This is a genomic window from Paracidovorax konjaci (assembly GCF_900112675.1).
Taxonomy (GTDB): domain Bacteria; phylum Pseudomonadota; class Gammaproteobacteria; order Burkholderiales; family Burkholderiaceae_C; genus Paracidovorax; species Paracidovorax konjaci.
Window position 1 is genome coordinate 63,013 of record NZ_FOMQ01000014.1, and the last position, 21,760, is coordinate 84,772.

A 21,760-nucleotide genomic window follows, 5' to 3' on the forward strand; every position below is an offset into this window, starting at 1 on the left:
TCGGGGGGCCTATCGGGCGGGCTGCGCGTGCATGGCGTTGTGCCGGTCTACGGCGAGCTGCCGCCAGTGCATCAGCTCGGACAGTGGCATGGTGTCCATGGCTGCCGGCGGCCAGTGCAGGAGGATGGCCACATCGGCCATGGCCGCTTCTACGCGTTCAGGGATTCCAAGAGCGCCTTCGGCGCCAAAAAAGCGGCCACCTCCACGGCGCAGGCCATCAGGTCGGCGGGGTCGAGCGCTTCCACTTCCGCCTTGATGATGGTTGGGCATGCGATGCGCGGCAGCACCATGGCCACCGCATCCACCTTCATATGTGCCAGTTCCAGCAAGAGCACACCACGCAGATCACCCGTTCTTGGACGCATGAGGTGCAGCGTGTTGATGGTCTGACCGTTGCGCACGATGGGCGTCTGCAGTGGTACGGGCACCGTAGGTCGGCCCGTGGCCGCTTGGTCGGTCTGCGCTGCAGTGGCGGTGGTCTTTTCGGTGGTCATGACGTTGCAGTGTGGTGCTGGTGAGAAAGCGCAGCGGGCGGGAATCGTGGTGAGTTGCGCTTACCGCCCACCCGCTGCTGGAAAACTGGCGTCCGGGTCAGATGCCGAGCGCGGCGCGCATGGCGGCGAGGTTGTCAACGCCGTTGACGATTTCGACCATGTTCACGAGGTCGATCTCGATTTCCACGCGGCCGTCCACCACCTCCTTGTAGTAGGACAGGTGGAACTTGTACGTGCGTTCGGTGTTTTCGCCGGCCTTGGCGTTGCCCGGGTCGATTTCCTGCAAACGGCCACGCATGACCACTTCCACAGGGATCACGGCGCCGTCGTCGTCGGCCTGGATGCCGCCGACGAAGCGCAGCAGGGTCGCATCGTGCATGCGCGCTCCCCACTTGTCGGCCATGCCCTTGATCCAACCGGCGGCCTTCAATTCGGCTTCCATCTTCTCTTGGCCGAAGTCGAGGCCCACGGGTCCATTCATCCCGCCGGAGCGGTATTCCTCCAGCTTGCGCGAGAGGGTGGGCAGCTTCACTTCCGGCACCTCTCCCCGGTAGTTGTTGCCGTCGCCGAACACGGCGAAATTCTTCAAGACGCGGGGCAGTCCCATGGCGTTTTCCTTGGTGTGTGGTCAGGTGGTGCCGGGTTCAATTGCCGGCGGCGACGCGGACGGCCCAGTCGGCGTAGTAGCGATCCGTGATGCGCTGCACGAAGCCCAGGTCTTCCAGCGGGGGCAGCGCCGTGTAGTCGTAATCGATGATGAGCTTTCCGGACTTGAGGGTTTCCGTTGTGTTCACCTCGTAGTCGATCCAGGCGCCGCCGTCGAGGATGTAGCCGCCGGCCTTGAGCGAGCGGAAGCGCGCGTTTTGGCCTTCGAGGATGTCTTTCACCAGCGCGGGCGTTAGCGGCTTGTCAACGAATTCGAAGTGACCCTCGGCCATGGTGTCGGCGAGCACGTGCGCGGTGCGCGTCGCCGTTTCGAAGGAAAACTGCTCGATGGCGCTGCAGGTGCGGTTTCCCCAAAAGCGGAATCCGTTCTTGCGGATCAGCGTGGTGACGTTGCCTTCGTTGAGCAGGGTTGCATCGCTGGCCGGGTTCTGCAGGTCGAAGAAGACATCCTTGCTGATGCCCGTGGGGCCGTTGACCGGGACATTGGACAGGCTCTTGTGCCAGCCCTGGGTCTGGTCGATGGCAGCGCGCAGGCCGAGGGCGTGAGCGACGGCCGGAACCTCCACCACCTTCTTTTCCGCGGTGCTCCACTGGGTGAAGTTGGGCCACAGCACCATCGTTTCTCGCTTGCCGAAGCCCTCGGCGTATGCCAGGGCCTCGCTCACGTCTTCCGCGCCGTGGGCGTACACGTAGGCCATGGCGCGCAGCTTCTCCGCCACCGCCGTGAGGGCTTCGGCTACTGGCTTGTTGTCGAGGCCCGGCGCGCCCAGGATGCGCGGCTTGACGCCCAACTGCTGTCCCGCCGCCAGCAGCGCCTGAATGCCGGTGCGCGTTCCGCCCACGTAGTCGCCCACTACCTTGCTGGTTTGGTCCGCTTCCTTTTCGGCTTCGGTCGCTCCTACACCATCGGCAACACGCACGATGACCAGCACGGGCCGGGCCTGATCGGCGATGGCGGCCAGCGCGGTGGAGAGCGTGCCTTTGGTTCCGGCCTTGGCCTGCGCCTTGCCGATGCTCGTGAACAGCACGGGCTTATTCAGCGGGAAGGCTGCGGGGTCCGCGTCGTTGGCGGTGGCCACCAGCCCGATGATGGCGGTGGAAACGAGGCGCAGGGTGTTGGTGCCCTCGGTCACTTCGGTGACGCGCACGCCGTGGTGGAAATCTGCGATGGCCATGGAGTGGAGACCTAGAAACGTGATGGCTCCAATGTGCCGCCGGGCTCGCGCGATTGCCAGCCGGCGCCGCTGTGGCTGCGGCAGCTAGAAAACGAAAGGCCCACACGGCGTGGGCCGGCGGGCCTTCAATGCTGGAGGGCGGTGCTTGTTGTCAGGTGCAGGCCGCGCGCTCGATGGCGCTGGCAAGGCGGGCCGCCAGCCGGTCGCTCGCGGCCTGGGTGCGGTGCACGTTGTCGAATACATCCTGCGGGCCCTGGTAGTCCTGGCCCCACCCTGCGTGCTGCAGGTTCAGCTCTCCCGCGATGGCCAGCGTCACCGCGTCCAGCTCGCGGCGACGCTGCACACGCTCTGCCGTGAAGAAGTCCGCCGCAGGTAGATCCACCAAGCCCGTGAGCACTGGCGTGCGGCCCTCCGCCTGCACGATGCGGATGGCTTCGCGCAGATCCGTCCCGAACTGCTCTGGCGTGCGCATTTCGAGCGCATCGTTCAGGCCCGCGGCCAGCACCACCACACAGGCAGAGCGGCGCACGTCGGCGAATGGCGGCTGAGGCCCGAGCGGGTAGGCATCGGCCGGCGCGCCTGGCCACGGCTCGGCGTAGCCGGCAATCATGTCCGCAAGCACCAAGCCGTTCGCGCTGTGGTCTTCCACGGTCCAGCCCGGGCGAAGCGTGCGCAGCGCTGCAGACAAGGGCGTGGCGATGCCCGGGCCGCGCATGATGCTGTCGCCGAACAGGTCCACGCTCACCGGCTTTGCGCCAGCCTCATCGCCATCGCCACCGCCACCGCCACCTCCGCATGCTGCGAGCGCAAGCAGCACGGACGCGAAGAGCACGGGCAGGAGGAAGAGATGCTGCAGCCAGTTCATGGCATTTCCTCCGCGCGCACCGGCTGGCTGATGATGGCCACTGGGTCGATGTCGTGCCCAGCGTCCTGCAGGATGGCCAGGCCCGCTGGCAGTTCGGGATTGCCCAGGTCGATGAACGCGCGCACGCTGGCATCGCGCACAACGGCCCGCACCCGTGGTGACTCGTCGGCCAAGATCGCCCACTTCGCCGCGCCGAATCGGTCGTAGAACGCACCCACGCTGATGCGCCTCGATTGCGCCTCTTGAACACCTGGCAGTTCTGGAAATGCGCGCACGGTGGCGCCGCCGATCTGGTATTCGATCATTCCGTCTTCCATATCATGCCTCCGTGCGGAAAGAGTGGCCCACGTAGTCGTTGGTCCCGACCCAAGGCGAGTACGTGGGCGTGAGCCATACCGCAAGGGAGCGGCGAAAGACCACGGGCGTTCCTGGCGCTACCACAACGTCATCCCCCACCTTGTAGACACTGCCCAGGTGGGCTGCGTAGTAGTTCACTGCGCCCACGGCTTCCCACTCATAGACCTTTCGTCCGTCCACCCAAATTTCCATCCGCGATCCGCCCGTTCCGCTGACGCTGCGAAAATTTCCGATGTGCAACAGTTGGCCCCTGCCAGTGACCGACAGCACTTGCATGCGCGTTGCCTGCGCGATGTTCGTTTGCGCGGTCTTTGTGATCCCCCGCACTTGATCTGGGTAATTGGTTGGCACCAGATAGCCGGTTGGCAATGACGTGGTGCGCTGGTAGCTGTGGGCGAAGTAGTTCGTGGTGTCGTCTGCGGGGTCCGTTGCGCTGGTGCCAGTGGCTGCGGCGCGCCGGTAGATCTCTTTGTCGGCCGGGCTTGCGACGAGTGCGCCCTGCGCCACGGATGCGGCAGCAGTCCAGACCCGGCTTATGGCATCCACCTTCCCCGAAAGTTGGGTAACCGCTGCGGAGACGTTGCCCACCGAAGTGTTCACCTGACCGACCGCTGTGTTCGTCACAGCAACAGCGTCTTCGATTCTTTTCGACCAAAGCAGCCAGTTCACATCATCGATGCTGGGGTCGGTTGCACCTGCGCCAGCGTTGATTCGCACATATCTCTGCCAGTTCGCCGGGCTGCGCGCCTCCACACCCGCCGGGTAAGCGCGGCCACTCACCCACATCGGTGGGCCGCCGCGCAGCAGTTCTGCAAGGATTACTGGGTCAAGGCTCATGGATTTGTCTCCGTAGACGTGACGCTGGCCACCCGGCCCGTGGCCGCGTCGTAGTTGTATGTATCGGTGCGCATGGCGCCGCCAGCGACCGGGTAAGTTGACGTGGCCACGCGGCCCTGGGCGTCGTAGGTCAGCACGGTGGCACGCTGCGCGCCTGCCACGGTCTGCGTAATGCTGCTGACGCGGCCCTGACTGTCGTAGCCGTATGCGACGGCGCTGGGCCGTCCTGCGGCGTATTCCAGCAGCGCGGCCCGAGCTTCAATCGCCCCAGCTCGTGCTTCAAGCTTTCCGGCGCGCTTGGACAGGTCATGGTCCCGGGAGTCCATGTCCAGGGCCATCAGCTGCATGGCCGTGTCGATCATCTGCAGGGCGGTGCGCAAGCGCTGCAGGTCGTCTTCTTGCCAGTTCGACAGGTGCGGCATGGGCAGCTGTAGGCTGTCGGTGCGCTCGTCGATGGGCTGGCCCATGATGGTCTGCATGGTCAGCCTTTCAGAGTGTGGCGCCGCGCAGGTTGCGGACGTAGGGGCGGGCCGTAGTGCTGCCGGTGAGAGTCAGCCGCACACGCACTGCCGCGGCCTGCAAGCCCGACAGCTCGCAGGTGATTTCGCGCACGCCCTGCGTGGAGGTCGAGGCCGAGAGGTATGGCACCAACACCCACGGCGCGCCGTCGTATGCGGCCTGGGCGTGCACCTGCACCGCCGCGCCGCCGGGGATGTCGCCTTCATAAACCACGCGCAGGCGGCTCGCTCCGGTGGCGGCCACGGTGCGTGAGACGTAGGTGGCCGTTTCCTCGATGTGGCCGGCGATGAGCTGCACGCCGTTCTGAAGCACCGCGGCGAGTCGTGCGTCCCCGGTGATGCGTGCGCGCACCTTGAGGCGGCCCGTGAACGGGGCGGCGAGCCACACGATTTGCCCGTCGTTCAGGCGCACCACCTCGCTCTTCATTGCCTCCGGGAACTCGACTTCGAACACCACGCCCGAGGCTGCGGAAGGACGTTCCGCGAAGCCCAACACCATCAAGTCGGTGGCGGCCACTACGTCGGCCGTGCCGAGGTCTACCACGCGCTCGGTGGCCGTGTAGCTCGCGGCCAGCAGCTGGAACCACTGGTCTACGTCCTGGTGCACGGTCCATGCGCTGTTGTTGGACGAGGTGGAGAACACGCCGACTTGGTAAGGCTGCGCGACGACATAGCCGCGTTCGGGGTCTTGCTTGCCCAGCTCCGCCACTGCGATTGCCGTTTGGGCGTCGTCGCAGAGCGTGACGATGCAGTATTCGCGGCCCGCGCGTAAAAGCGCCGGGGTCCACGCGATGGTGGTCGATGTGCCGATCTGGATGCCTGCCTTCGGCACGCGCGCCTCGGCGACGACGGCAGGGAGCGGGACGCCCGCCGAGGCTTCGCGGATTTGCACCGTTACCGTCCCGCCTGCGGCAGTGAAGAGCAGGCGCACGCCGCTGCATTGGGTGTCTTCGTCGAGCACGAACGATTGGGCCGAGGGGTCGAAATACCCCTCATACAGCCATTTCGCGCATGCCGATGTGTTCTGCGGCGGTGTGGAACCGCTGCTGGATGGCCCCCACACCGCGCCGCCGCTGGTGCTGATGGGCGTGTACACGGGCACGTCCCACCGGGCATAGGTTTCGGTGACGACGTTCTGCTGTGCCCGCAGCACGTTGGTGCCCTGTCCGTAGTACGTCTGCGAGCCGCGGCTGCCGAGCGGCCCGCGGAACACCACTGCTTTGGCGCCGGCCGCGACCTTCTCCGGCACGACGAATGTGCCGGACAGCTTTCCGGCGGCGTCGGCCGTGAGGGCGCCGCCTTCGATCGGCTGGGCCGTTACGGCGATGCCGTCGAAAGTGACCGACGCGAGGGCTTCGCCGGGCCCCCAGCCCGCGAGGTCGAACCGTACGGTGGTGGTGCGGAGGTATTCCAGCGGCCGGGATTCTTCGGACAGCACGCGCACAGCGGCTGCGGTCGCCGTCAGCGCGCTGACACTGCCGGCGCCCGTGTAGAGGCGTTCGGTGATGGCGGATTTCCACACCGTCTCGACCGTCGTCCAACGGTCCACGTTCGGCACCAGCGTGACGGCGGCGGGCACGGGGTCGAACGCCTGATACGGGTTCACGGCCCGCGATCCGGTCCGCCACGTCTGCTCCAGTACCACGCGGTGCACATGCTCAATGGCGATGCGCTCGGGCAGCGCCGTGCCGAGCTGGTGCACGGTGGTGGTGATGGGCAGCTGCAGCGCGCCGTTCACGGCGGCGGCGGTCTGCGCAATGCCCGCGTCGCGCTGCCGGTCGGACATGAAAGGGTCTGCGATGAGGCCTTTTTTTACGCCGGAATCCATCCCCTGCGCGTTCGTGGCCAGGCGCAGTTCGGCGAGGTCGAGCAGCACAGCGTCCAGGCGGCGTTCCTGGGCTGCGACACGGTGCGGGGATTGGATCTTTACGCCGTCGCTCACGACTTGCCTGCCATCGTCCCACGTCTGAAAAACGCTTGCGAGGGCGAGCATGTCGTCAGGCACTTGCGGGGGCGTCGGAGTCCAGGCGCTGGAGACACCGCGCAGCCACACGAACGCGCCTTCGCGGTCGATGCACAGGCGGTCCACGCGGCGCAGCTGCTGCTTGTAGCTGGTCAGGATCGTGGAATCCTTGATCGCGCCTTCGACCGTCGCGCCGCGCGAATCCACGGCGGTGGGCTCTGCCCGCCGCATGTAGAGGTAGGTCACTTGGTAGGACGAACCCGGCGCGGGCTCGGCGCCCTGCGGGCTCCAGTCCACTTGCCCGGCGGTGAGGCGGTAGTCCGCGTCCTTCGCGAAGGTGGTGCCGCTCTGCTTCACGCTCTCGATGGAAATCACGCTGGCATCGGGGAGCACGTCGGCCACGCCCGCGAAGCCGCCGTGCACGATCGTGACGGTGCGGCGTGCGGTGATGCGGAATTCAGGCACGCCCTTGCAAGGCGGGCGGCCGAGGTTGATGCGCTGCGGACCTTCCGTGGTGGACAGGTGAGGTTCGCTGTCCACGTCGAACAGCTCGGGCGTGGCGAGTGTCACGATACGGCGGCCGGCCTGGAAGATGCGGCTGCGGCCAGCCACGCGCGCGGCGCCCTCGGCGACGGTGTAGACCTGTTCGCCGGTAGCGAGGTCAGGCGCCATGGCCACCTGCAGGCCCTCGACGATGTAAGAGCCGCCGCCGGTGCTGGCCACGTCGTAGTCCTCGATCGCGCGTGTGATGGCGGAGAGGTGCGGGGGCGCGGCCTTCGCGCGCAGCACACCATCCTCCACGACGTACACGCCGAAGAACGTGCCGGGCTGGCCATCTCCCTGGAACCCCCAGGCGGTGCTGACTTCGCGGCGCGAGGCGCCGGGCTTCCGGTAGCTGGGCGTGCCTTTGGCTGGGTTCAGGAGCGATGGGTCTTCCGCCGCCGTGACGATGCGGGTGCGGAGGTAGACGCCTACGGCCACGGTGCCCTGGATGGGCATCACGAACGACGCGGGCGGCACGCCGCGCACAGCGCCCTGCAGGTAGATGGCGCCGCTTTCCGCCTCCGCCGCGCCCGTCAGGGGGTTGACCGTCAGCCGGGCATCGCGCACCACGTCGCCGTTGGCGTAGATGCCGTCGGCAATGCCCTTGATCCGATGGGCCAGGATCGCCTGCGCGTCGATCAGCTCCCGTGACTGGATCACCCGGTCCGCTTCGAACAGCACAGATTCGTGGTTCTTCGTCTCGTCGAAATCTTCGTAGATGGTCATGGTGCGAGGTCAGAAAGGAAGGATGAAGTCCTGGCCTTCCAGGGTGTTTCCGGCGCGCTTGAACGGCTCGGCCAGGTGCTCCATCGTGTAGAGATCGCCGGGCGATGTGACCTGTGCCGCCGGGAAGTAGCGCTGGCCCGCAGGGAGGCCTGCTGCGACGGTGCCGCCGAGGAAGACGCCCAGCTCGCGCACGGTTTCGCCAGCGGCGTCGTCGTAGGAGAAATCCCAGCGCACGTAGAGCCACTGTGTGGGGGCCGCGCTGATGGCGTACCGGCTGCGGTCCGGCAGCTCTATGGGGCCCGCATCGTCGGGCACCGCGTACTGCACGGAGGTGGCGATGGTCCGGCCGATTTCGCTGATGAGGCCCGTGTGCTTGGTTGTCTCGGGTTCAGGGCCCGCCGCGTCCCACGCTGGGCGCCCGCGGCCCCAGGCAAGGTAGATGGGCTGGGTGGCGACGAGGCGGGCGACCTTGATACGCCCAACGTCCTGCAAAACGGCCATGGGTCAATCCTTCCGGAATCGGTTGATGAAGTAGATGGGTGTGCGCCAAGGGCCGCCCCACGGGCCGCCCCAGCGCCGCGGCGGGCTGACCGGCACAGGCGCCAGCGACACGCGCAGGCGGCGAGCTGCGGCGGTGGGTGCCACCGTGAGCGCGGCCGGCGCGACCGCGCTGCGCACGGGCCTGCGCCGGAACGTGCCGGCACCCAGCGGCGGCGCGCTGGTGGTGTTGGACCGTTGCTTCCGCAAACCGCCCGCCACGACCTGGAGCAGCCGGGAGTCCAGGCGCCAGGTGTCCAGTACCGGCTGATCGTCATAGCGCGATATGTCCATGCGCCGGTTCGTTCGCCGGCCTGCTGGCGCAGCCTGCATCGGTGCTGTGGTGGTCGCGGCGCGGGCGCGGCCGAACGACAGCACCACGCCGTGCTCGGGGTCGAACACGCCGGAATAGCCATCGAGCAGGCCCGTGTCCAGCGGCGGGCCCGCGTCGAGCACGACGGGGCGCAGATCGAGGCCGTGCACGATGCGGTACAGCGCGACATGGGCCGGCATGGATGCGCGCACCACGTGCACGATCTGGCGCACGGCCTCGGGCGTGGGCAGGCGCTCCGGGTGGATGTGGAGGTAGGGGCCGTCTTCTTCGACTCGCGCGGCGGCGAATCCGATCCAGCGTAGCGCGCGCTCGGCGCCGGCCGCCGTCCCGCGCTCCATGAGCCAGGGCACAGCCTCTTCGAGCAGCGCGTCCACAGTGTCGAAATACGGGGCGAACTGTGCCACCTGCCACTGCTGGGCCAGCCACGGACGCATGGCCGCGTTGCGGCCGGTGGCGGTCGGCTCTGCGGCATCGGCGAGCGCTCCCCAGCCACGCGGAAACGTGGTGTCCAGCACCACTTCCAGCGTGGTGGAGCCCGAGGGCAGGACGGTGCGCGGCATAGCCATTACGCCATTCCTCCGTCGATGAGCTGCACGATGCCGAGGGCGGGGAATTCGCCCACGGCGAGCGGCGTGAGTTCTGCGGGCGTGGTCGGGTCCGGGTATTCGACCGCGTGCACGCCGCTGACGTGTAGCACGGTGGTGATGTAAGAGCGCGCGACGCTGCCGGCCAGCGCGTCGATTCCGGCGACGGCGGCGGCCAGCCGGGCGCGCAGCTGGGGCAACAGGTCGGCCGGCGCACTGCGGGTGCGCACGATGCGCGCGGTGATGTCGATCGCGCGGGGCACAGCCACCTGCACATCCACCGGCACGCCGAGGATGCGCACGCCGCGCGCTTCGATGGCCTGCGCGACGGCGGTTCGGGCGGGCTCGGCCTGTGCCTGCTCGGAGATCCACAGCATGAGCACCACAGAGCCGGGTTCGTCCTGGCTGGCGCGGGCGGTGCGCACCAGCGGAGAAGCCGACATGGCGTGGTATTCGTAGTGCTCAGCGGTGCCCTGGGCGCCGAGAGCGGCGATGCGGCGCTGCAGGCGCTCCCGCAGTCTGTCATCCGCTTCCCCTGCCATGCGGGCCACGCCGAACAGCGCGGCGAGCTGGTCGAGGTCGCCGCCGGTTGCGAACGCCAGCAGGTGGGCCCGGGCGGCGTCGTTGATGCGGGCGCGAATCAGCAGCTCGCGGAATGCGTGAGCCTGCAGCAGCATCACAACCGGGTCGGACTCCAGCGCGAGGATGTCGTCCACAGCCGGCAGGTGCGGGCGGATGCGCTCGGCGAAGTCGGCTTTGGCGGCGGCCAGGATCTCTTCATATGAAAGTGCTTCCACCACGCTGGGCGCGGGGAGGGCCTGCAGGTCGATCATTCGCGCGCCCCCTGGCCGGTGAGCGGCACGGACAGCGCGATCGGCGCCGGATCGCGCCCGTAGCTGCTCACGTAGCTGCCGGTGATGTGTAGGTGCGCTCGGCCGGGGCGCTCTGCGTCGCGCTGCAGTTCCATTTTGTCGATGCGCAGGCGCGGTTCCCAGCGCATGAGCGCCGAGACGCTGGCCGCGAACACGCGCGTTTGCGTATCGGCGTTGAGCGGCTTGTCGATGAGGGCGGGCACGAGGCTCCCGAACTCGCGACGCATCACGCGGCTGCCGATGGGCGTGGCCAGGATGGTGGTAATGCTCTGCTGCAGGTGCTGCAACGCGGTCAAACGCCGCCCGGTGTTGCGGTCCATCATCGCAGCGGCTCCGCAGTTTCGTCGGCGCCACGGCGCACGCCGCCGTGGAGGTGGTGAACGGCGCTCACGTCCTGCGCCACGATGTCCACGGTGCTGGTGATTCCCTCGGGCCCGATGTGCAGCACGGCACCGCCCACCTGCAGCGTGATGCCGCCCGGCTCCATGGCGATGCGGCAGCCGTCGCCGGCCTCCAAGACGATGGCTTTCTCAGTGTGGATGGTCAGCTGCTGGCGGCGGTATTCGGCGAAGGCGTCTTCGCTCCACTGGGTGCGGTCCACGCCCGCTTCATCGGCTGGCGCGGGCATGGCGTCGCTGTATTCGCCGAGCAGCACGACGCCCTGGGCGAGATCTCCGCCGGGTGCGATCACAAGGCATTGCTCTCCGGCTTCGGGTGGCCACCAGCGGCTGCCGCGCTTGCCGGCGGCCCGCCCTGCAAGCCAGGGCAGCCAGTCGGTGGTGTTGTCCCCGAGCCGCACGCGGCAGCGTGCCGGGGCGGTGTATCGCACCGCCACAACGGTGCCGACACGCGCGAGGTTTTCAAGCCGGCGGATAGCCTCCTGCGGGCTGTCTTGCGGCGGCGTGTCGTATGGCATGCCGACATGTTGCTGCCGCGCGCGCGCGGAAGCCAGCAGCGGCTGCTGTGGGGGGCGTGGTCACATTTCTGCGGCTACGCGAGGTAGCGCAGCACCACGTCGCGGACGGTCTGCAGGTCGCTCTCAGTGATGCCGAGCAGCGGGCGGGCGGGGTATTGGTAGCGTGGCCCGCCGGGCTTCACGGCGTCCACTTCGCCGAAGTGGTGGACGCGGGCAATGCGCTCTGCACGGCCGGCGAACTCCACGACGGCGGTGCCGGCTTCGCCCTTGGCCTTGAGGTTCCGCACCTGGCGCAGCTTGGCCATCATGGGTTGCCGCTGCTTCGCCGCCTGGCGCACGCGCTCGCGTTGGCTTCGCAGAGCCGGCCCAGGCGGCTTGCGCGGCTCCCACGCTGTCCCGTCCGGGTCTTGCTGCGCGCGCATGCGCTGCGCATTGGCGGTGCGCAGGCGGCGCGCTACGTCCACAAGCAGCCGGCTGCGCTGCACGGGCTCCAGCTTGGCCAGGATGTCGCCGGCCCAGGTCTCGAGCGCTGACAGGTCGGCCATGGGCTACAGCGCGAAGCGCGACTGCTCCGGCGGCATGGGGATGTCCCATTCCGCCAGCTTCGCGTCCTTCAGCCACAGTTCCCAGTGCTCGGGCAGGCACTGGCCGCCAGGGTGGCAGGGCTCGGCCGGGTGGGTGACGTTGAAGCGGGTAGGGTGGCCTGGGTCTGCCTTGACGATGGCGCGCTCGGTCAGCGGCACGCGAATTCCGATGTCCACGGCGGCGTCGTTGAGGTGTTCCACGGTGAATTCGACTCGCTGGGCGTTCGGGTTGTCCAGCAGTTCGGATTGGTGGACGCGGGCCCAGGCCAGTATGGGGACGAACAGCGCGTCCGTGTGGCCGGTGTAGTCCAGCACCGTGATGGCTGCCGTGTATTGGTACACGAAGGATAGGCCGCCGGCCAGCGTGGAGACGGTGGCGCCTTCGGTGGCCATCACGATGAGGCGCTCAGGATCACGCGCCAGGTCGGGTACCGCGGCCTCGATGACACGGCGCAGGCTGGACAGCTTCCACATGGCTACTCGCTCCGGGCTGCGTCGATCATCTTGCGGGCGCTGTCGTGCTCGCGCTCGCATCCCTTGCCGCGGGCGCGGGCGTCGTCAGCAACTGCCGCCAGCTCTCCCGCTCTGTCGTCAGCGCGGCGGAGCATGTCGGCGAGCAGATCGAGGGCGTTGCCGTCTGCCTGGCGGCTTCCGGAAGCGGCTCGATCCTGGGCAGCTTGACGGTGGGCGACGATGAAGGCGGCGAGGTCGCTGCGCATCCGGTCGCGAGCAGCGATGGCAGCGCCAGCATCAGCGCGAGCGCTCGCGAGTTCCGCCGCGCCCTGGGCGCGCGAGGTGTTGAGTTCTGCACGGTTGGCTCCTTCCAGTTCGCGGATGCGTTCGGATTTCTCGAGGGCTGCGCGGTCGGCTGCGGCGCGCTCGGTCTGCAGGTCAGCGTGGGCGCGTGCTGCGTCCACTTCGGCGTTGGCAAGGCGCAGCGTCTGCCACAGCAGCAGGCCGGCAAGGCCCAGGGCGGCGATCTGCCAGGCGTATGCCTTGATCTGTGCAATCACGGGCTCACCCTCCAGTTCATGCATATCTCTTCGTTGGATTCACCGCGCAGCTGCAGGCCAGGCAGCACGACGGATGCACCGCGCACGGTTCCGCGGTTCCAGCGCGGGTTCTCCATGCATGCGCCCGGCAAGTCGCCGCGGTTCGCCTTCGCGCGCATCGTGCTGCCCGCCAGGGCTTGCGCCCCCTTATTCCACGTGAAGTCCACGAACGTGGCCCGGACGAAGGGGTCATACCTGGACCACTGGGGCAGCAGCCCCGCCGCCTCGCGCTCGGCGACGATGTACCGTGCCCGCTCCAGCCGGTAGCAGTCGGCGGGCGTGTAGTACCGGCCGGCCACCACACCCGCACCGGTGACGCCGTTGCACACGGTGAGTGGCTGCCCTCGCCCGTTTCGGTCGATGTACGGGGTGCCTATGTGGCGCCCGCTCGATTCGTAGTGCGCCCCCATGACCATGGCGATCTTGACGGCCGGGGACGTGATGGCATCCGCGGCCACGGCGAGCACGTATTCATCGCGCAGGGCTTCGTCCGTTTCCTGCTCGGCGACGTAGGCACCTCCGCCCAGGCCGGCCAGCAGCACCAGCGCGGCGAGGCGGCTCGCGAGTTGAGGCGGTACGCGCGACGGCATCACAGCGGAGCCCGGTCGGTGTCTTGCTGCTCTTGCAGCTCATCCAGCGTGATGATCCAGCGCTTGCGCGGCTTCACCCAGCGGCGGCGCTCTGCTATGGGCCGGACCACCCGCTTCCACAGCCATTCGGCAATCAGCAGAAGGGTGTAGATCACGGCCATGATTGACGCGATGGTCCCCCACGGGATTGCATTGACGGTTGCCCAGGACGGGCTGTAGCTGGCTGTGGCCGTTTGCGTGAACTGCTCCACCACGTCAGCCTTGGCGGCTGCGGCCGCGGCTAGTGCGCTGCCCGCCTTCACGATTGGCATGCTGATATCTGCTCGGTCCATTACGGTGTATCCCTCGATTTCATGGTTTTCTGGTGGTCAGTCCCACAGCTTCACGAGGGCCCGGGTGGGCTCTGGTGCTTGGACGAGGCGCACGGCCTGGCCCTCGGCAAGGTCGGCGGCGGACCGGGCCAATCCCGGATTCGCGGCCAGGGTGGCTTCGACGTTGCCGGCAGTGGCGCCGAGCCGGCGCCACGCCAGTGCGTCGAGCGTGTCGTGTGCGGCGGCTCGCACGGTGATTCCGTCGCGCGCCTGGCTCATAGCAATTCCGCGATGACACGCGGCCGGCTCTGCACGTCAGCGATGGCCCAGCGCAGCTGCTGCTGGAACCCTTCCACGCGGCCTTCCAGGGCTGCCATCACGCGGGCGCCTTTGCCGTCGCCCTGCGGCAGCGTGTCCATGTCGCGGTAGGCCTCGGCCAGCGCCGCCTGCACGTGCGCATAGATGGCAGATCGGTACTGCATCACCTTGATGCTCTTGCGCCCGATATGCGGGGCGGGCACCTCTGCCAGGCTGGCGTGGCCCGCCGCGCGCTGCTCGGCGGCCCATGTCTGGAGTTCCGCGTTCACCGTTGCCATGGCGGCTTCCAGGGCCAGCTGCAGGCGCTCAATGGTGGAGGTGCCATCCAGGCGGATGTCTGCGCGCAGCTGCTCGCGGTCGATGTCGGGAAACCATCCATCGTTGGCCACGGCCGGTTCGACGCCGCGGGCGGGAGGGTTGGCGGTGGCGATAAAGGACATGGTGGCTTCCGGAATAGGTGTGGCGGTGGCCCAGGGCCTGCGGCGATGCATGCATGCTTCGGCCCTGGGGCCGCCACGGTGCGGGGGTACGCTCGGTTTGCAGCGGCTGGTGCCTAGTCCTGGTCTTTCCCTGCCAGGCGACGGTCCAGCCGCTCGATGTCTTTTTTCACGCCGGCCCGGGGGTCCAGCTCCATGGCGCGCTGCAGCAGCGGCAGCGCTTCCTTGCACGTCTTGAGGGGCCGCGTTTTCATGTCCACGTCGTGCGTGCCGGTCTTGCCCAGCACCGCCCAGCCGGCCGCCTTGTACAGCTTGCTCTTTGCCTGGTCGGGCGTGTCTGCCGCCTCGGTCAGGGCAATGGCCTGGGCCGCCAGCAGGATCGCCGCCGGGCCTTGCTTCTTGCCCGCCAGGATCGCTTCGGCGATTTCGTCCTGCACGATGGTGGGCAGGTTCCGGTTGTATTGGTCCGGCGGCTTGATGCCGCTGGTCATGGCGTAGTCGGCGAGCTGCAGGCCGCGTTCGTAGTTGCCCGCGTCGATGTGCCACACCAGCAGCGTGGCCAGCACGTCGTCCTGCGTGCCCGGCCGCGCTTCCAGCACGCCGTCCAGATAGGCGTCATAGGCCGGCAGCATGGTGCGCTTCGCTTCGATCTTGCGTTCCACGCTGTGCATGTCTTTCAGCGCCAGCCGGTGCTGGTGCAGCTGCGCCAGGTGCAGTTCGTAGGCAGTGCCCACGGTCTGGCCATGGACGTTGCCGGACTCGGCCAGCGCGGCCTGCTGCAGGGCGAGGTGGTGCATTCGGTGGCGTTGTGCCGGGGTCTGTCGCATGTACGTTTCCTGTGGATGTGGCGGGCTGTTGCCTGCAAATAGCGGCCCCTTTTTTAGAGCAGCTATTTGCGGCCGGTGGTGCTGTGGTTCAGGAAGCCACGATCTCGATGTTTTCGACCAAGCAGGCCTTGCCCAGGTCTTCGATCACGAAGGCGTCATTGCTGCTTTCGAAGGTTTCGATGCGGTCGCGCTTCGGGTTGTCGATGACGGCGCGGCGGCGCGCGCCGGCTTGGTAGTAGATGGACAGGTTGTCCAGGCTGGTGATGAGCACGGAGTGTTCCGGCACGTAGGGCACGGTAATCGCCGGCAGGCTCCCAAGGCGCGTCTGGCTGCGCACGATGTCGGCGGCCAGCACCTCGCTGGGCGCCTTCTGGCCATCAACCAGCGGGAACAACTTGTCGTGCATCAGCCCTCGGCCGACTATGGCCACGATGTCGCCTGCCTCGGCATGCCAAGGGTCGAGCAGCGATTTGTAGGCGTCGTACACGAGGCCGTCGAGCGTCTTGTAGTCCCCGTTCGCCCCCACAGCCACCTTGCCCTCGGTCTTGCCGGACGCCATGACGCGCGCGGCGGCCTGCTCGCGCAGGTTCTGCAGCCAGCCCTTGTTCACGTCCTGCAGCAGCGGCGCCGTTGCGCGGTTGGTGTTGGCTGCGGCCTGCACGCCGTTGAAGCCGATCATGATTCGATCGAGTGCGCATTGCCGCTGGATGGCACGAGCCATGCGCAACTGGAAGTCCGGGAACTTCGCCCACATGTCGAGCTTCGCGTACTTCACGTGCGTGTCGTAATCGGTCTTCTTGCACTCGTACCCGCGGCCGTCCAGCGCCGCCACGTCGCGGGTTTCGCGGTCCTTCTGGTTGGTGTCGGTGCGGCTTGCCACAGGGCCATCGGTGCCCAGGCCCAGCTTCTCGCCCTGCATCTCATCAACTGGCACGATGTTGATGGACTTGAGGAAGTCGCTGTTTTCCTTGATGCGGCTTTCCAGCCGCTGCTGAATCGTGGGTGCCACGGCGAATTTCTCGCCGACGCTGGGCACTCCGTTCAGGTTCGCCTGGTCCGCCATGTAGGCATTGAACAGGATTCGGGTTGCGTTGTTCATGGTCTTCCTTGATCTTTGGTGCGTAGTGGCGATGGGGTGCTGGGTACGCGGTCGATCCGTCAGCAGTCCGCCTTCATGGATGCGTCCGTTCCGGTGGCGCTGGGTCGCTGCGACGGGTTGCCGTCCTGGCGGCTCAGGTTTTCCTTCAGCGCGGAAAAATCGCCCTGCAGCTTCTCGCGGGCGGCGCGCTCTGCCGCCAGTTCGCGCCCCTGCTGCTGGATAGCAGCGTCAGCGGCGCCGAGCACTTCGAGCGCCCGCGTGGCGAAAGCCTCGGGTTTCTCCGGCGTCGGTGCCGGCTTGGGAACGATGGCGGTGCGCAGCTCGCCCAGCATGTCGGTGAACTTCGCCAGCAATCCGGACGCGATGCTCTCCGCTTCGCCTTCCAGGCCCAGGTCCGTTTCGACTGCGGCCGAGAACAGCGAGCCGTCGCTGTGCTTCTTTCCTGCGAAGGGGTTGCCGGCTGGGTTGCCGGCCGCGAACTTCAGTACCTCGGTGCCCAGGCTCGCCGGGCTGTCGGTGACGGCCAGGCCCGTCATGTATGCCTCGCCGGTCTTCGCGAAGTTCGGGTCCACCTCGATGCTGGAGAACAGTTTCTGCTTCGCTTTGTTCATGGCGACGAGGGACGGGAGCGCCTCGATCTGCGCGAACAGCGCGAGCTTGCCGTCTTCCACCGTGCGCGCCTCCAGCGCCAGCACGTCGCCCAGCGCGGCGAAGGCGCTGTCCGCGGTGACGCCGCGGATGTGCTCCAGCCACACGCGGGCGCTGTACGTCGCGGGCTTGTAGTTCTTGGCCATTTGCTCGATCCAGCTGCGCTGGATTTCGCGGCCGTCGGTGGTGGCCCCCTCGGTTGCCACGCGGAAGAATTTGCTGGGCATGTGCGGCTCGGTGCGGTGAAGTTGATCTGTTGCCTATGTTCCGCACCCGGGCCTTGCGGCGCAATTTGCGCGCGCTGTGGGGGGGCGAAGCACACTTCGCCGCGCGTGCTTTCCGCGCGCGCGCGAAACACACTGCCCAGGCATGACCGAAGCAGCAGCCACGCCCACCACCAGCGCCTCGAGCCGTCGCACGAAGCGAGCGGCCGATCAGGTGGACGCTTCCCCTGGGTCGAGCGCGTGCATTCCAGTGGGTGGCCTCCGCCACGGGGAGTGCAGCCCTGTTGACGGTGGCGCGGGAAAGCGGCGCGAGGCCCGGGCGCTTTTCTGGATGGGCTGGAAGTTGTCGCATATCGCCGAGCAGCTGGGAGTGCCGCGCGGCACTCTGCACGGGTGGCACAAGACCGAGGGGTGGGCCGACGCGCCTTCATCGCAGCGCGTGGAAGCCGCCCTGGAAGCCCGCATGGTGACGCTGATTGCGAAGGACGTGAAGACCGGCGGCGACTACAAAGAAATCGACCTACTCGGGCGTCAGCTGGAGCGGCTGGCGCGCATCGGCAAGTATTCTCAGAGCGGTCGCGAGGCGGATCTGAATCCCGCGATCGAATCGCGCAACGCCGGGCCGAAGAAGAAGCCGCAGAAGAACCACTTCACCGAAGAGCAGGTGGAGAAGGTCTGCGAAGCGTTTCTGGATTCGATATTCGACTACCAGCGCACATGGTGGGAAGCCGCCATGGAGCGCACGCGGATCATCCTGAAATCCCGGCAGATCGGTGCAACCTGGTACTTCGCGCGCGAAGCGCTGGTGGACGCGCTCAAGACCGGCCGCAACCAGATTTTCCTATCGGCCAGCAAGGCGCAGGCATACCTGTTCCGGAACTACATTTTGCGTTTCGCATGGGACGTTTGCGGCATTGAGTTGAAGGGCGATCCCCTCATCCTGTCGAACGGTGCGGAGCTGCGCTTCCTTGGCACGAATTCGAAGACCGCCCAGGGGTACCACGGCAACCTGTATTTCGATGAGTTTTTCTGGACGAACGGGTTTGCCACGCTGAATGACGTGGCCAGCGGCATGGCGTCGCACAAGCAGTGGCGCATGACCTACTTTTCTACGCCGTCGAGCGTGCAGCACGAGGCGTACGAATTCTGGACAGGCAAGCACCTGCGCAGGCCCGTGGAAATCGACGTGAGCCATTCGCACCTGCAGCACGGTGCGAAGGGGGCAGATGCGGCCTGGCGTCAGATCGTGACGGTGTTGGACGCGGAGCGAGGCGGCTGCGACCTGTTCGACATAGAAGACCTGCGCCGGCGCAAGTCGGAAGAGGTGTTCGACAACCTCTACATGTGCGGGTTCGTGGATGACTCGTTTTCGGTCTTCCCCCTCACGGCCATGCAGCGCTGCATGGTGGACAGCTGGGAAGTGTGGAAGGATTTCAAACCCTTTGTGCAGCGCCCGTTCGGCTGGCAGCCCGTCTGGATCGGATACGACCCTTCGCACACTGGCGACCGCGCCGGCCTGGTGGTAGTCGCTCCACCTGTGAAGCCTGGCGGGCCGCTTCGCGTGCTGCACACCCAGCAGTTCCAGGGGATGGACTTCGACGCCCAGGCTCGCGCCATCAAGGACATCACCAGCCGCTACAACGTAGCTGCCATCACGGTGGATACCACCGGCATCGGGCAGGGAGTGTTCCAACTGGTGCAGAAATTTTTTCCTGCAGTTCGCGGCATCAACTACAGCGTGGACAGCAAGACCATGCTGGTGCTCAAGGCGCAGCAAGTCATCAACGCGGGCCGGCTCGAATTCGACTCCGGCAATCGCGACCTGGCCAGCAGCTTCATGGCGATCAAGAGGGAGCTGACGGCGAGCGGTCGCAGCGTGACTTACGCCGCGGGTCGCAGCCAGGACACCGGCCATTCCGATCTGGCGTGGGCGGCCATGAATGCCATCTCGAATGAACCGCTCGATGCCGGCACCGGCCTGGCCAACGTGCAGGGCACGTCCTTCCTCGAAATCTCCGAATGACTATGACGAAACGACAACGCCGGTCCGCCCCGCGGGCATTCCACGCACCTGCAACCCCTGCGCCTGCGGTGGTCACATCCGCGCCTCCACAGTCCCAGTCCTTTACCTTCGACCTGGGCGAGCCCGAGCCCGTCATAGGTGGCCGGTCGGCGCTGCTGGAGTACGCGGAGTGCATGCAGTCTGGCGAGTGGTACGAGCCGCCCGTGTCCCTTGCCGCCCTCGCGCGGCTCCTGCGCGTGGGCGCGCACCATGAATCGGCGCTGCGCTTCAAATGCAACGTGCTGTCCAGCACGCTGGAGCCTTCGCAGTGGCTCAGCGCCGCGGCCTTCCGCGGCTTCGCGCTGGATTTCCTGGTGCTGGGCAATGGCTACCTGGAGCGGCGCCGGAACGCCCTCGGCGGCTTGCTGGAGCTGCGGCACGCGCTGGGCAAGTACGTGCGCCGGGGCGTCGATCTGGACCGCTTCTTTTTCGTCACCGATCTGCAGAGCCCGCACGAATTTCCGCGGGGCGAGGTGCTGCAGCTACGCGAACAGGACATCCATCAGGAGGTGTATGGCCTGCCGCCGTACCTCGGCGCATTGCAGTCCGCCATGCTCAACGAATCGGCGACGCTGTTCCGGCGCCGGTACTACAACAACGGCAGCCACGCGGGCTTCATTCTGTACGTGACCGATGCGGCGCAGTCCCAGGGCGACATCGACAAGATGCGCGAGCAGTTGACCAAGACCAAGGGCGCGGGGAATTTCCGCAATCTCTTCTACTACGCGCCGGGCGGAAAGAAGGAAGGCATCCAGCTTATCCCCATCAGCGAAGTGGCGGCGAAGGATGACTTTCTGAACATCAAGCACACCACCCGCGATGACGTGCTGGCCGCCCACCGCGTGCCGCCGCAGCTGATGGGCATGCTGCCCAACAACGTGGGCGGGTTCGGCGACGTGGAGAAAGCGGCGACGGTCTTTGCACGGAACGAAATCGAGCCGCTGCAGGCGGCCATGGCACACGCGATAAACACCTGGGCAGGGCAGGAGGTGTGCCGGTTCCGGCCGTACCTGCTGCAGGCTGCCCAGGCCGCGTAGGCCCCATCCTGCGTGCACGCCCTGGCGGGCGCGCTACCCTGCGGGCATGGAACCGCCTGCCATTCTCCGATCCGACTCCGCGCCCGGCAGCGCCGCCCGCCTGGCCGACACCGCGGCGACCGCTTGGCACTGTCATGTTGCGCAGCTGCGATTCTGCGGCGTCTACATGCCGGCCTCGCTGGTGTGGGAGCGCTATGCGTGCGCGGGGTGGCTCATCTGCCAGACCACGGGCACTCAGGAGTGGAGCGCCAATCTTTCGAGCGACCAGACAGGCCAGGACGCTTTGACGTTCCCGCTGTTTCGGATCGGCGCGGCCCGTGTCACGGATCGGGATGGGGTATTCCTGCTGCGCGGGCAGCAGTGGGACGCCGGGCGCCTGCAGTGCTGGCCGCAGGATTGGCTGTGCGGCCCGACCGCTGAAGCCACGCGCGCGGCGTTGATGCCGCTGGATGGATGGCTTCGGGCCCGCTACACCGGCAGGCTGTGACGCCTCCTATCCGGGCTCGCTGGGCGTGTTCTCTTCGGCCACCATCGGCGCCCACTCTCCGAGCCCGGCGGAGAGCGCAGAGCACGCGAGCGCCGTGCGCCGGCTGATGCAAGCGCTTTCGATTGCAGACATGCCCTCTCGCCCTCGGCTGGCCCGTCCCTCCAGGGCTCCAAGGATCGCGCACCCCTCCGGCCCCCGCCATGCCTCCGATCGTCCCTCTACGGCCTTCCTGGGGGCCTTCGCGCACCCCTTCGATGCCCCCTGACCCGCTCCCACCCCCTGCCCGGTAGGGGCGGGTTCGACCCTCGGCGCGCGGTCGAGACCCCGCCGCGCCCGCTCGCTTGATGTGTCGATTTCGTCGGTGGTGCCGACCCGGCGCCCCGCAAGGCCCGGCGCGGCCTGCCGCCCGATTTCATCGCTCTTTATCCTGTCGGAATCTGTCGGGATTCGTCGTTTTCTCGCACCCGTGCTCTGCAGGCATTGAAAAACCCTCTCCACGCCCCTTCATGCCACCGCCAAGGCCCCTAAATCCGTTGGCCCATAGGTGGGCCCATAGATACCAAGAAAATCGCTCCAAGGCCCGTATTTCCTCATCCTACGGCTCTCACAGTCTCCGCCACTCCACAAAAATCAAGCGCCCATCAGGCGCTTTTTTTACGTCTTTCCCTTGGATAGGCCCCTTACAAAACAACGTGTT

Annotated in this window: 28 protein-coding genes; 3 read left to right on the forward strand and 25 right to left on the reverse strand. The window is 67.1% G+C overall.

Annotated elements, in window-relative coordinates; all coding sequences use genetic code 11:
• Window positions 1-9 precede the first annotated feature (9 nt).
• The 24 genes from BM144_RS18280 to BM144_RS18395 form a co-directional block, all read right to left on the reverse strand.
• Window positions 10-141, reverse strand: coding sequence for a GpE family phage tail protein (locus tag BM144_RS18280; RefSeq protein ID WP_092955615.1), 132 nt, complete (start codon window positions 139-141; stop codon window positions 10-12).
• Window positions 142-149: 8 nt separating this feature from the next.
• On the reverse strand, window positions 150-494 hold the full coding sequence (locus BM144_RS18285) for a phage tail assembly protein (protein WP_092955618.1): 345 nt from the start codon (window positions 492-494) through the stop codon (window positions 150-152).
• A 97-nt stretch (window positions 495-591) separates the two neighbouring features.
• Complete coding sequence (locus BM144_RS18290) at window positions 592-1,101, reverse strand: phage major tail tube protein (RefSeq protein WP_092955621.1); 510 nt, start codon at window positions 1,099-1,101, stop codon at window positions 592-594.
• 37 nt (window positions 1,102-1,138) lie between these two features.
• Window positions 1,139-2,335 (reverse strand): phage tail sheath subtilisin-like domain-containing protein, encoded by a 1,197-nt coding sequence (locus BM144_RS18295; RefSeq protein WP_092955624.1) that lies wholly within the window; start codon window positions 2,333-2,335, stop codon window positions 1,139-1,141.
• 151 nt (window positions 2,336-2,486) lie between these two features.
• Window positions 2,487-3,200 carry a GDSL-type esterase/lipase family protein gene (locus BM144_RS18300; protein ID WP_245783718.1) on the reverse strand — a complete coding sequence of 238 codons (714 nt, stop codon included), beginning with the start codon at window positions 3,198-3,200 and terminating at the stop codon, window positions 2,487-2,489.
• Entirely contained in the window at window positions 3,197-3,505 is a 309-nt protein-coding gene (locus BM144_RS18305; RefSeq protein ID WP_139225771.1) for a hypothetical protein, read from the reverse strand. The genes BM144_RS18300 and BM144_RS18305 overlap by 4 nt, the downstream gene beginning before the upstream one ends.
• Window positions 3,506-3,518: 13 nt before the next feature.
• Window positions 3,519-4,394, reverse strand: coding sequence for a hypothetical protein (locus BM144_RS18310; RefSeq protein WP_139225772.1), 876 nt, complete (start codon window positions 4,392-4,394; stop codon window positions 3,519-3,521).
• Window positions 4,391-4,873 (reverse strand): RHS repeat domain-containing protein, encoded by a 483-nt coding sequence (locus BM144_RS18315; RefSeq protein WP_092955632.1) that lies wholly within the window; start codon window positions 4,871-4,873, stop codon window positions 4,391-4,393. Before BM144_RS18315 ends, BM144_RS18310 begins: the two co-directional genes overlap by 4 nt.
• A 10-nt stretch (window positions 4,874-4,883) precedes the next feature.
• A complete protein-coding gene (locus BM144_RS18320) occupies window positions 4,884-8,144 on the reverse strand; it encodes a DUF4815 domain-containing protein (protein WP_092955635.1) in 3,261 nt (1,086 codons plus the stop codon).
• Between the two features lie 9 nt (window positions 8,145-8,153).
• Complete coding sequence (locus BM144_RS18325; protein WP_092955638.1) at window positions 8,154-8,645, reverse strand: BW3TFN family phage tail fiber component; 492 nt, start codon at window positions 8,643-8,645, stop codon at window positions 8,154-8,156.
• Window positions 8,646-8,648: 3 nt separating this feature from the next.
• On the reverse strand, window positions 8,649-9,581 hold the full coding sequence (locus BM144_RS18330; protein WP_092955641.1) for a phage tail protein: 933 nt from the start codon (window positions 9,579-9,581) through the stop codon (window positions 8,649-8,651).
• On the reverse strand, window positions 9,581-10,432 hold the full coding sequence (locus BM144_RS18335) for a baseplate J/gp47 family protein (protein ID WP_092955644.1): 852 nt from the start codon (window positions 10,430-10,432) through the stop codon (window positions 9,581-9,583). Before BM144_RS18335 ends, BM144_RS18330 begins: the two co-directional genes overlap by 1 nt.
• On the reverse strand, window positions 10,429-10,794 hold the full coding sequence (locus tag BM144_RS18340; RefSeq protein WP_353615080.1) for a GPW/gp25 family protein: 366 nt from the start codon (window positions 10,792-10,794) through the stop codon (window positions 10,429-10,431). The genes BM144_RS18335 and BM144_RS18340 overlap by 4 nt, the downstream gene beginning before the upstream one ends.
• Window positions 10,791-11,387: a phage baseplate assembly protein V gene (locus BM144_RS18345; protein ID WP_092955647.1), complete on the reverse strand. Its 597-nt coding sequence runs from the start codon at window positions 11,385-11,387 to the stop codon at window positions 10,791-10,793. The genes BM144_RS18340 and BM144_RS18345 overlap by 4 nt, the downstream gene beginning before the upstream one ends.
• 74 nt (window positions 11,388-11,461) lie before the next feature.
• A complete protein-coding gene (locus BM144_RS18350; protein ID WP_092955650.1) occupies window positions 11,462-11,932 on the reverse strand; it encodes a phage virion morphogenesis protein in 471 nt (156 codons plus the stop codon).
• A gap of 3 nt (window positions 11,933-11,935) precedes the next feature.
• Window positions 11,936-12,445 (reverse strand): phage tail protein, encoded by a 510-nt coding sequence (locus BM144_RS18355; RefSeq protein WP_175526066.1) that lies wholly within the window; start codon window positions 12,443-12,445, stop codon window positions 11,936-11,938.
• Window positions 12,446-12,447: 2 nt separating this feature from the next.
• Window positions 12,448-12,984, reverse strand: a complete 537-nt coding sequence (locus BM144_RS18360) for a DUF2514 family protein (RefSeq protein WP_092955814.1) — start codon at window positions 12,982-12,984, stop codon at window positions 12,448-12,450.
• The gene (locus BM144_RS18365; protein WP_092955656.1) at window positions 12,981-13,613 is read right to left on the reverse strand and encodes a glycoside hydrolase family protein; all 633 of its coding nucleotides are present in this window, start codon (window positions 13,611-13,613) and stop codon (window positions 12,981-12,983) included. Before BM144_RS18365 ends, BM144_RS18360 begins: the two co-directional genes overlap by 4 nt.
• On the reverse strand, window positions 13,613-13,924 hold the full coding sequence (locus BM144_RS18370) for a hypothetical protein (RefSeq protein ID WP_245783719.1): 312 nt from the start codon (window positions 13,922-13,924) through the stop codon (window positions 13,613-13,615). The genes BM144_RS18365 and BM144_RS18370 overlap by 1 nt, the downstream gene beginning before the upstream one ends.
• Window positions 13,925-13,981: 57 nt before the next feature.
• Window positions 13,982-14,176 (reverse strand): tail protein X, encoded by a 195-nt coding sequence (locus tag BM144_RS18375; protein WP_434802681.1) that lies wholly within the window; start codon window positions 14,174-14,176, stop codon window positions 13,982-13,984.
• A gap of 23 nt (window positions 14,177-14,199) precedes the next feature.
• A complete protein-coding gene (locus BM144_RS18380) occupies window positions 14,200-14,682 on the reverse strand; it encodes a head completion/stabilization protein (protein ID WP_175526067.1) in 483 nt (160 codons plus the stop codon).
• Between the two features lie 113 nt (window positions 14,683-14,795).
• Entirely contained in the window at window positions 14,796-15,476 is a 681-nt protein-coding gene (gene gpM / locus BM144_RS18385; protein ID WP_245783720.1) for a phage terminase small subunit, read from the reverse strand.
• A 118-nt stretch (window positions 15,477-15,594) separates the two neighbouring features.
• On the reverse strand, window positions 15,595-16,605 hold the full coding sequence (locus BM144_RS18390; RefSeq protein ID WP_092955672.1) for a phage major capsid protein, P2 family: 1,011 nt from the start codon (window positions 16,603-16,605) through the stop codon (window positions 15,595-15,597).
• A gap of 59 nt (window positions 16,606-16,664) precedes the next feature.
• Complete coding sequence (locus BM144_RS18395; protein WP_092955675.1) at window positions 16,665-17,480, reverse strand: GPO family capsid scaffolding protein; 816 nt, start codon at window positions 17,478-17,480, stop codon at window positions 16,665-16,667.
• 142 nt (window positions 17,481-17,622) lie between these two features.
• Here BM144_RS18395 and BM144_RS18400 point away from each other — a divergent pair, with 142 nt between their 5' ends.
• The 3 genes from BM144_RS18400 to BM144_RS18410 are packed head-to-tail and all read left to right on the forward strand — an operon-like array spanning window position 17,623 to window position 21,063.
• Window positions 17,623-19,500, forward strand: coding sequence for a terminase large subunit domain-containing protein (locus tag BM144_RS18400; RefSeq protein WP_092955678.1), 1,878 nt, complete (start codon window positions 17,623-17,625; stop codon window positions 19,498-19,500).
• Between the two features lie 2 nt (window positions 19,501-19,502).
• Window positions 19,503-20,576: a phage portal protein gene (locus BM144_RS18405; protein WP_092955681.1), complete on the forward strand. Its 1,074-nt coding sequence runs from the start codon at window positions 19,503-19,505 to the stop codon at window positions 20,574-20,576.
• Between the two features lie 46 nt (window positions 20,577-20,622).
• Complete coding sequence (locus BM144_RS18410; RefSeq protein ID WP_092955683.1) at window positions 20,623-21,063, forward strand: hypothetical protein; 441 nt, start codon at window positions 20,623-20,625, stop codon at window positions 21,061-21,063.
• 6 nt (window positions 21,064-21,069) lie between these two features.
• Here the strand turns inward: BM144_RS18410 and BM144_RS23645 are convergent, their stop codons facing one another.
• Complete coding sequence (locus BM144_RS23645; RefSeq protein WP_281246097.1) at window positions 21,070-21,195, reverse strand: hypothetical protein; 126 nt, start codon at window positions 21,193-21,195, stop codon at window positions 21,070-21,072.
• Window positions 21,196-21,760 lie beyond the last annotated feature (565 nt).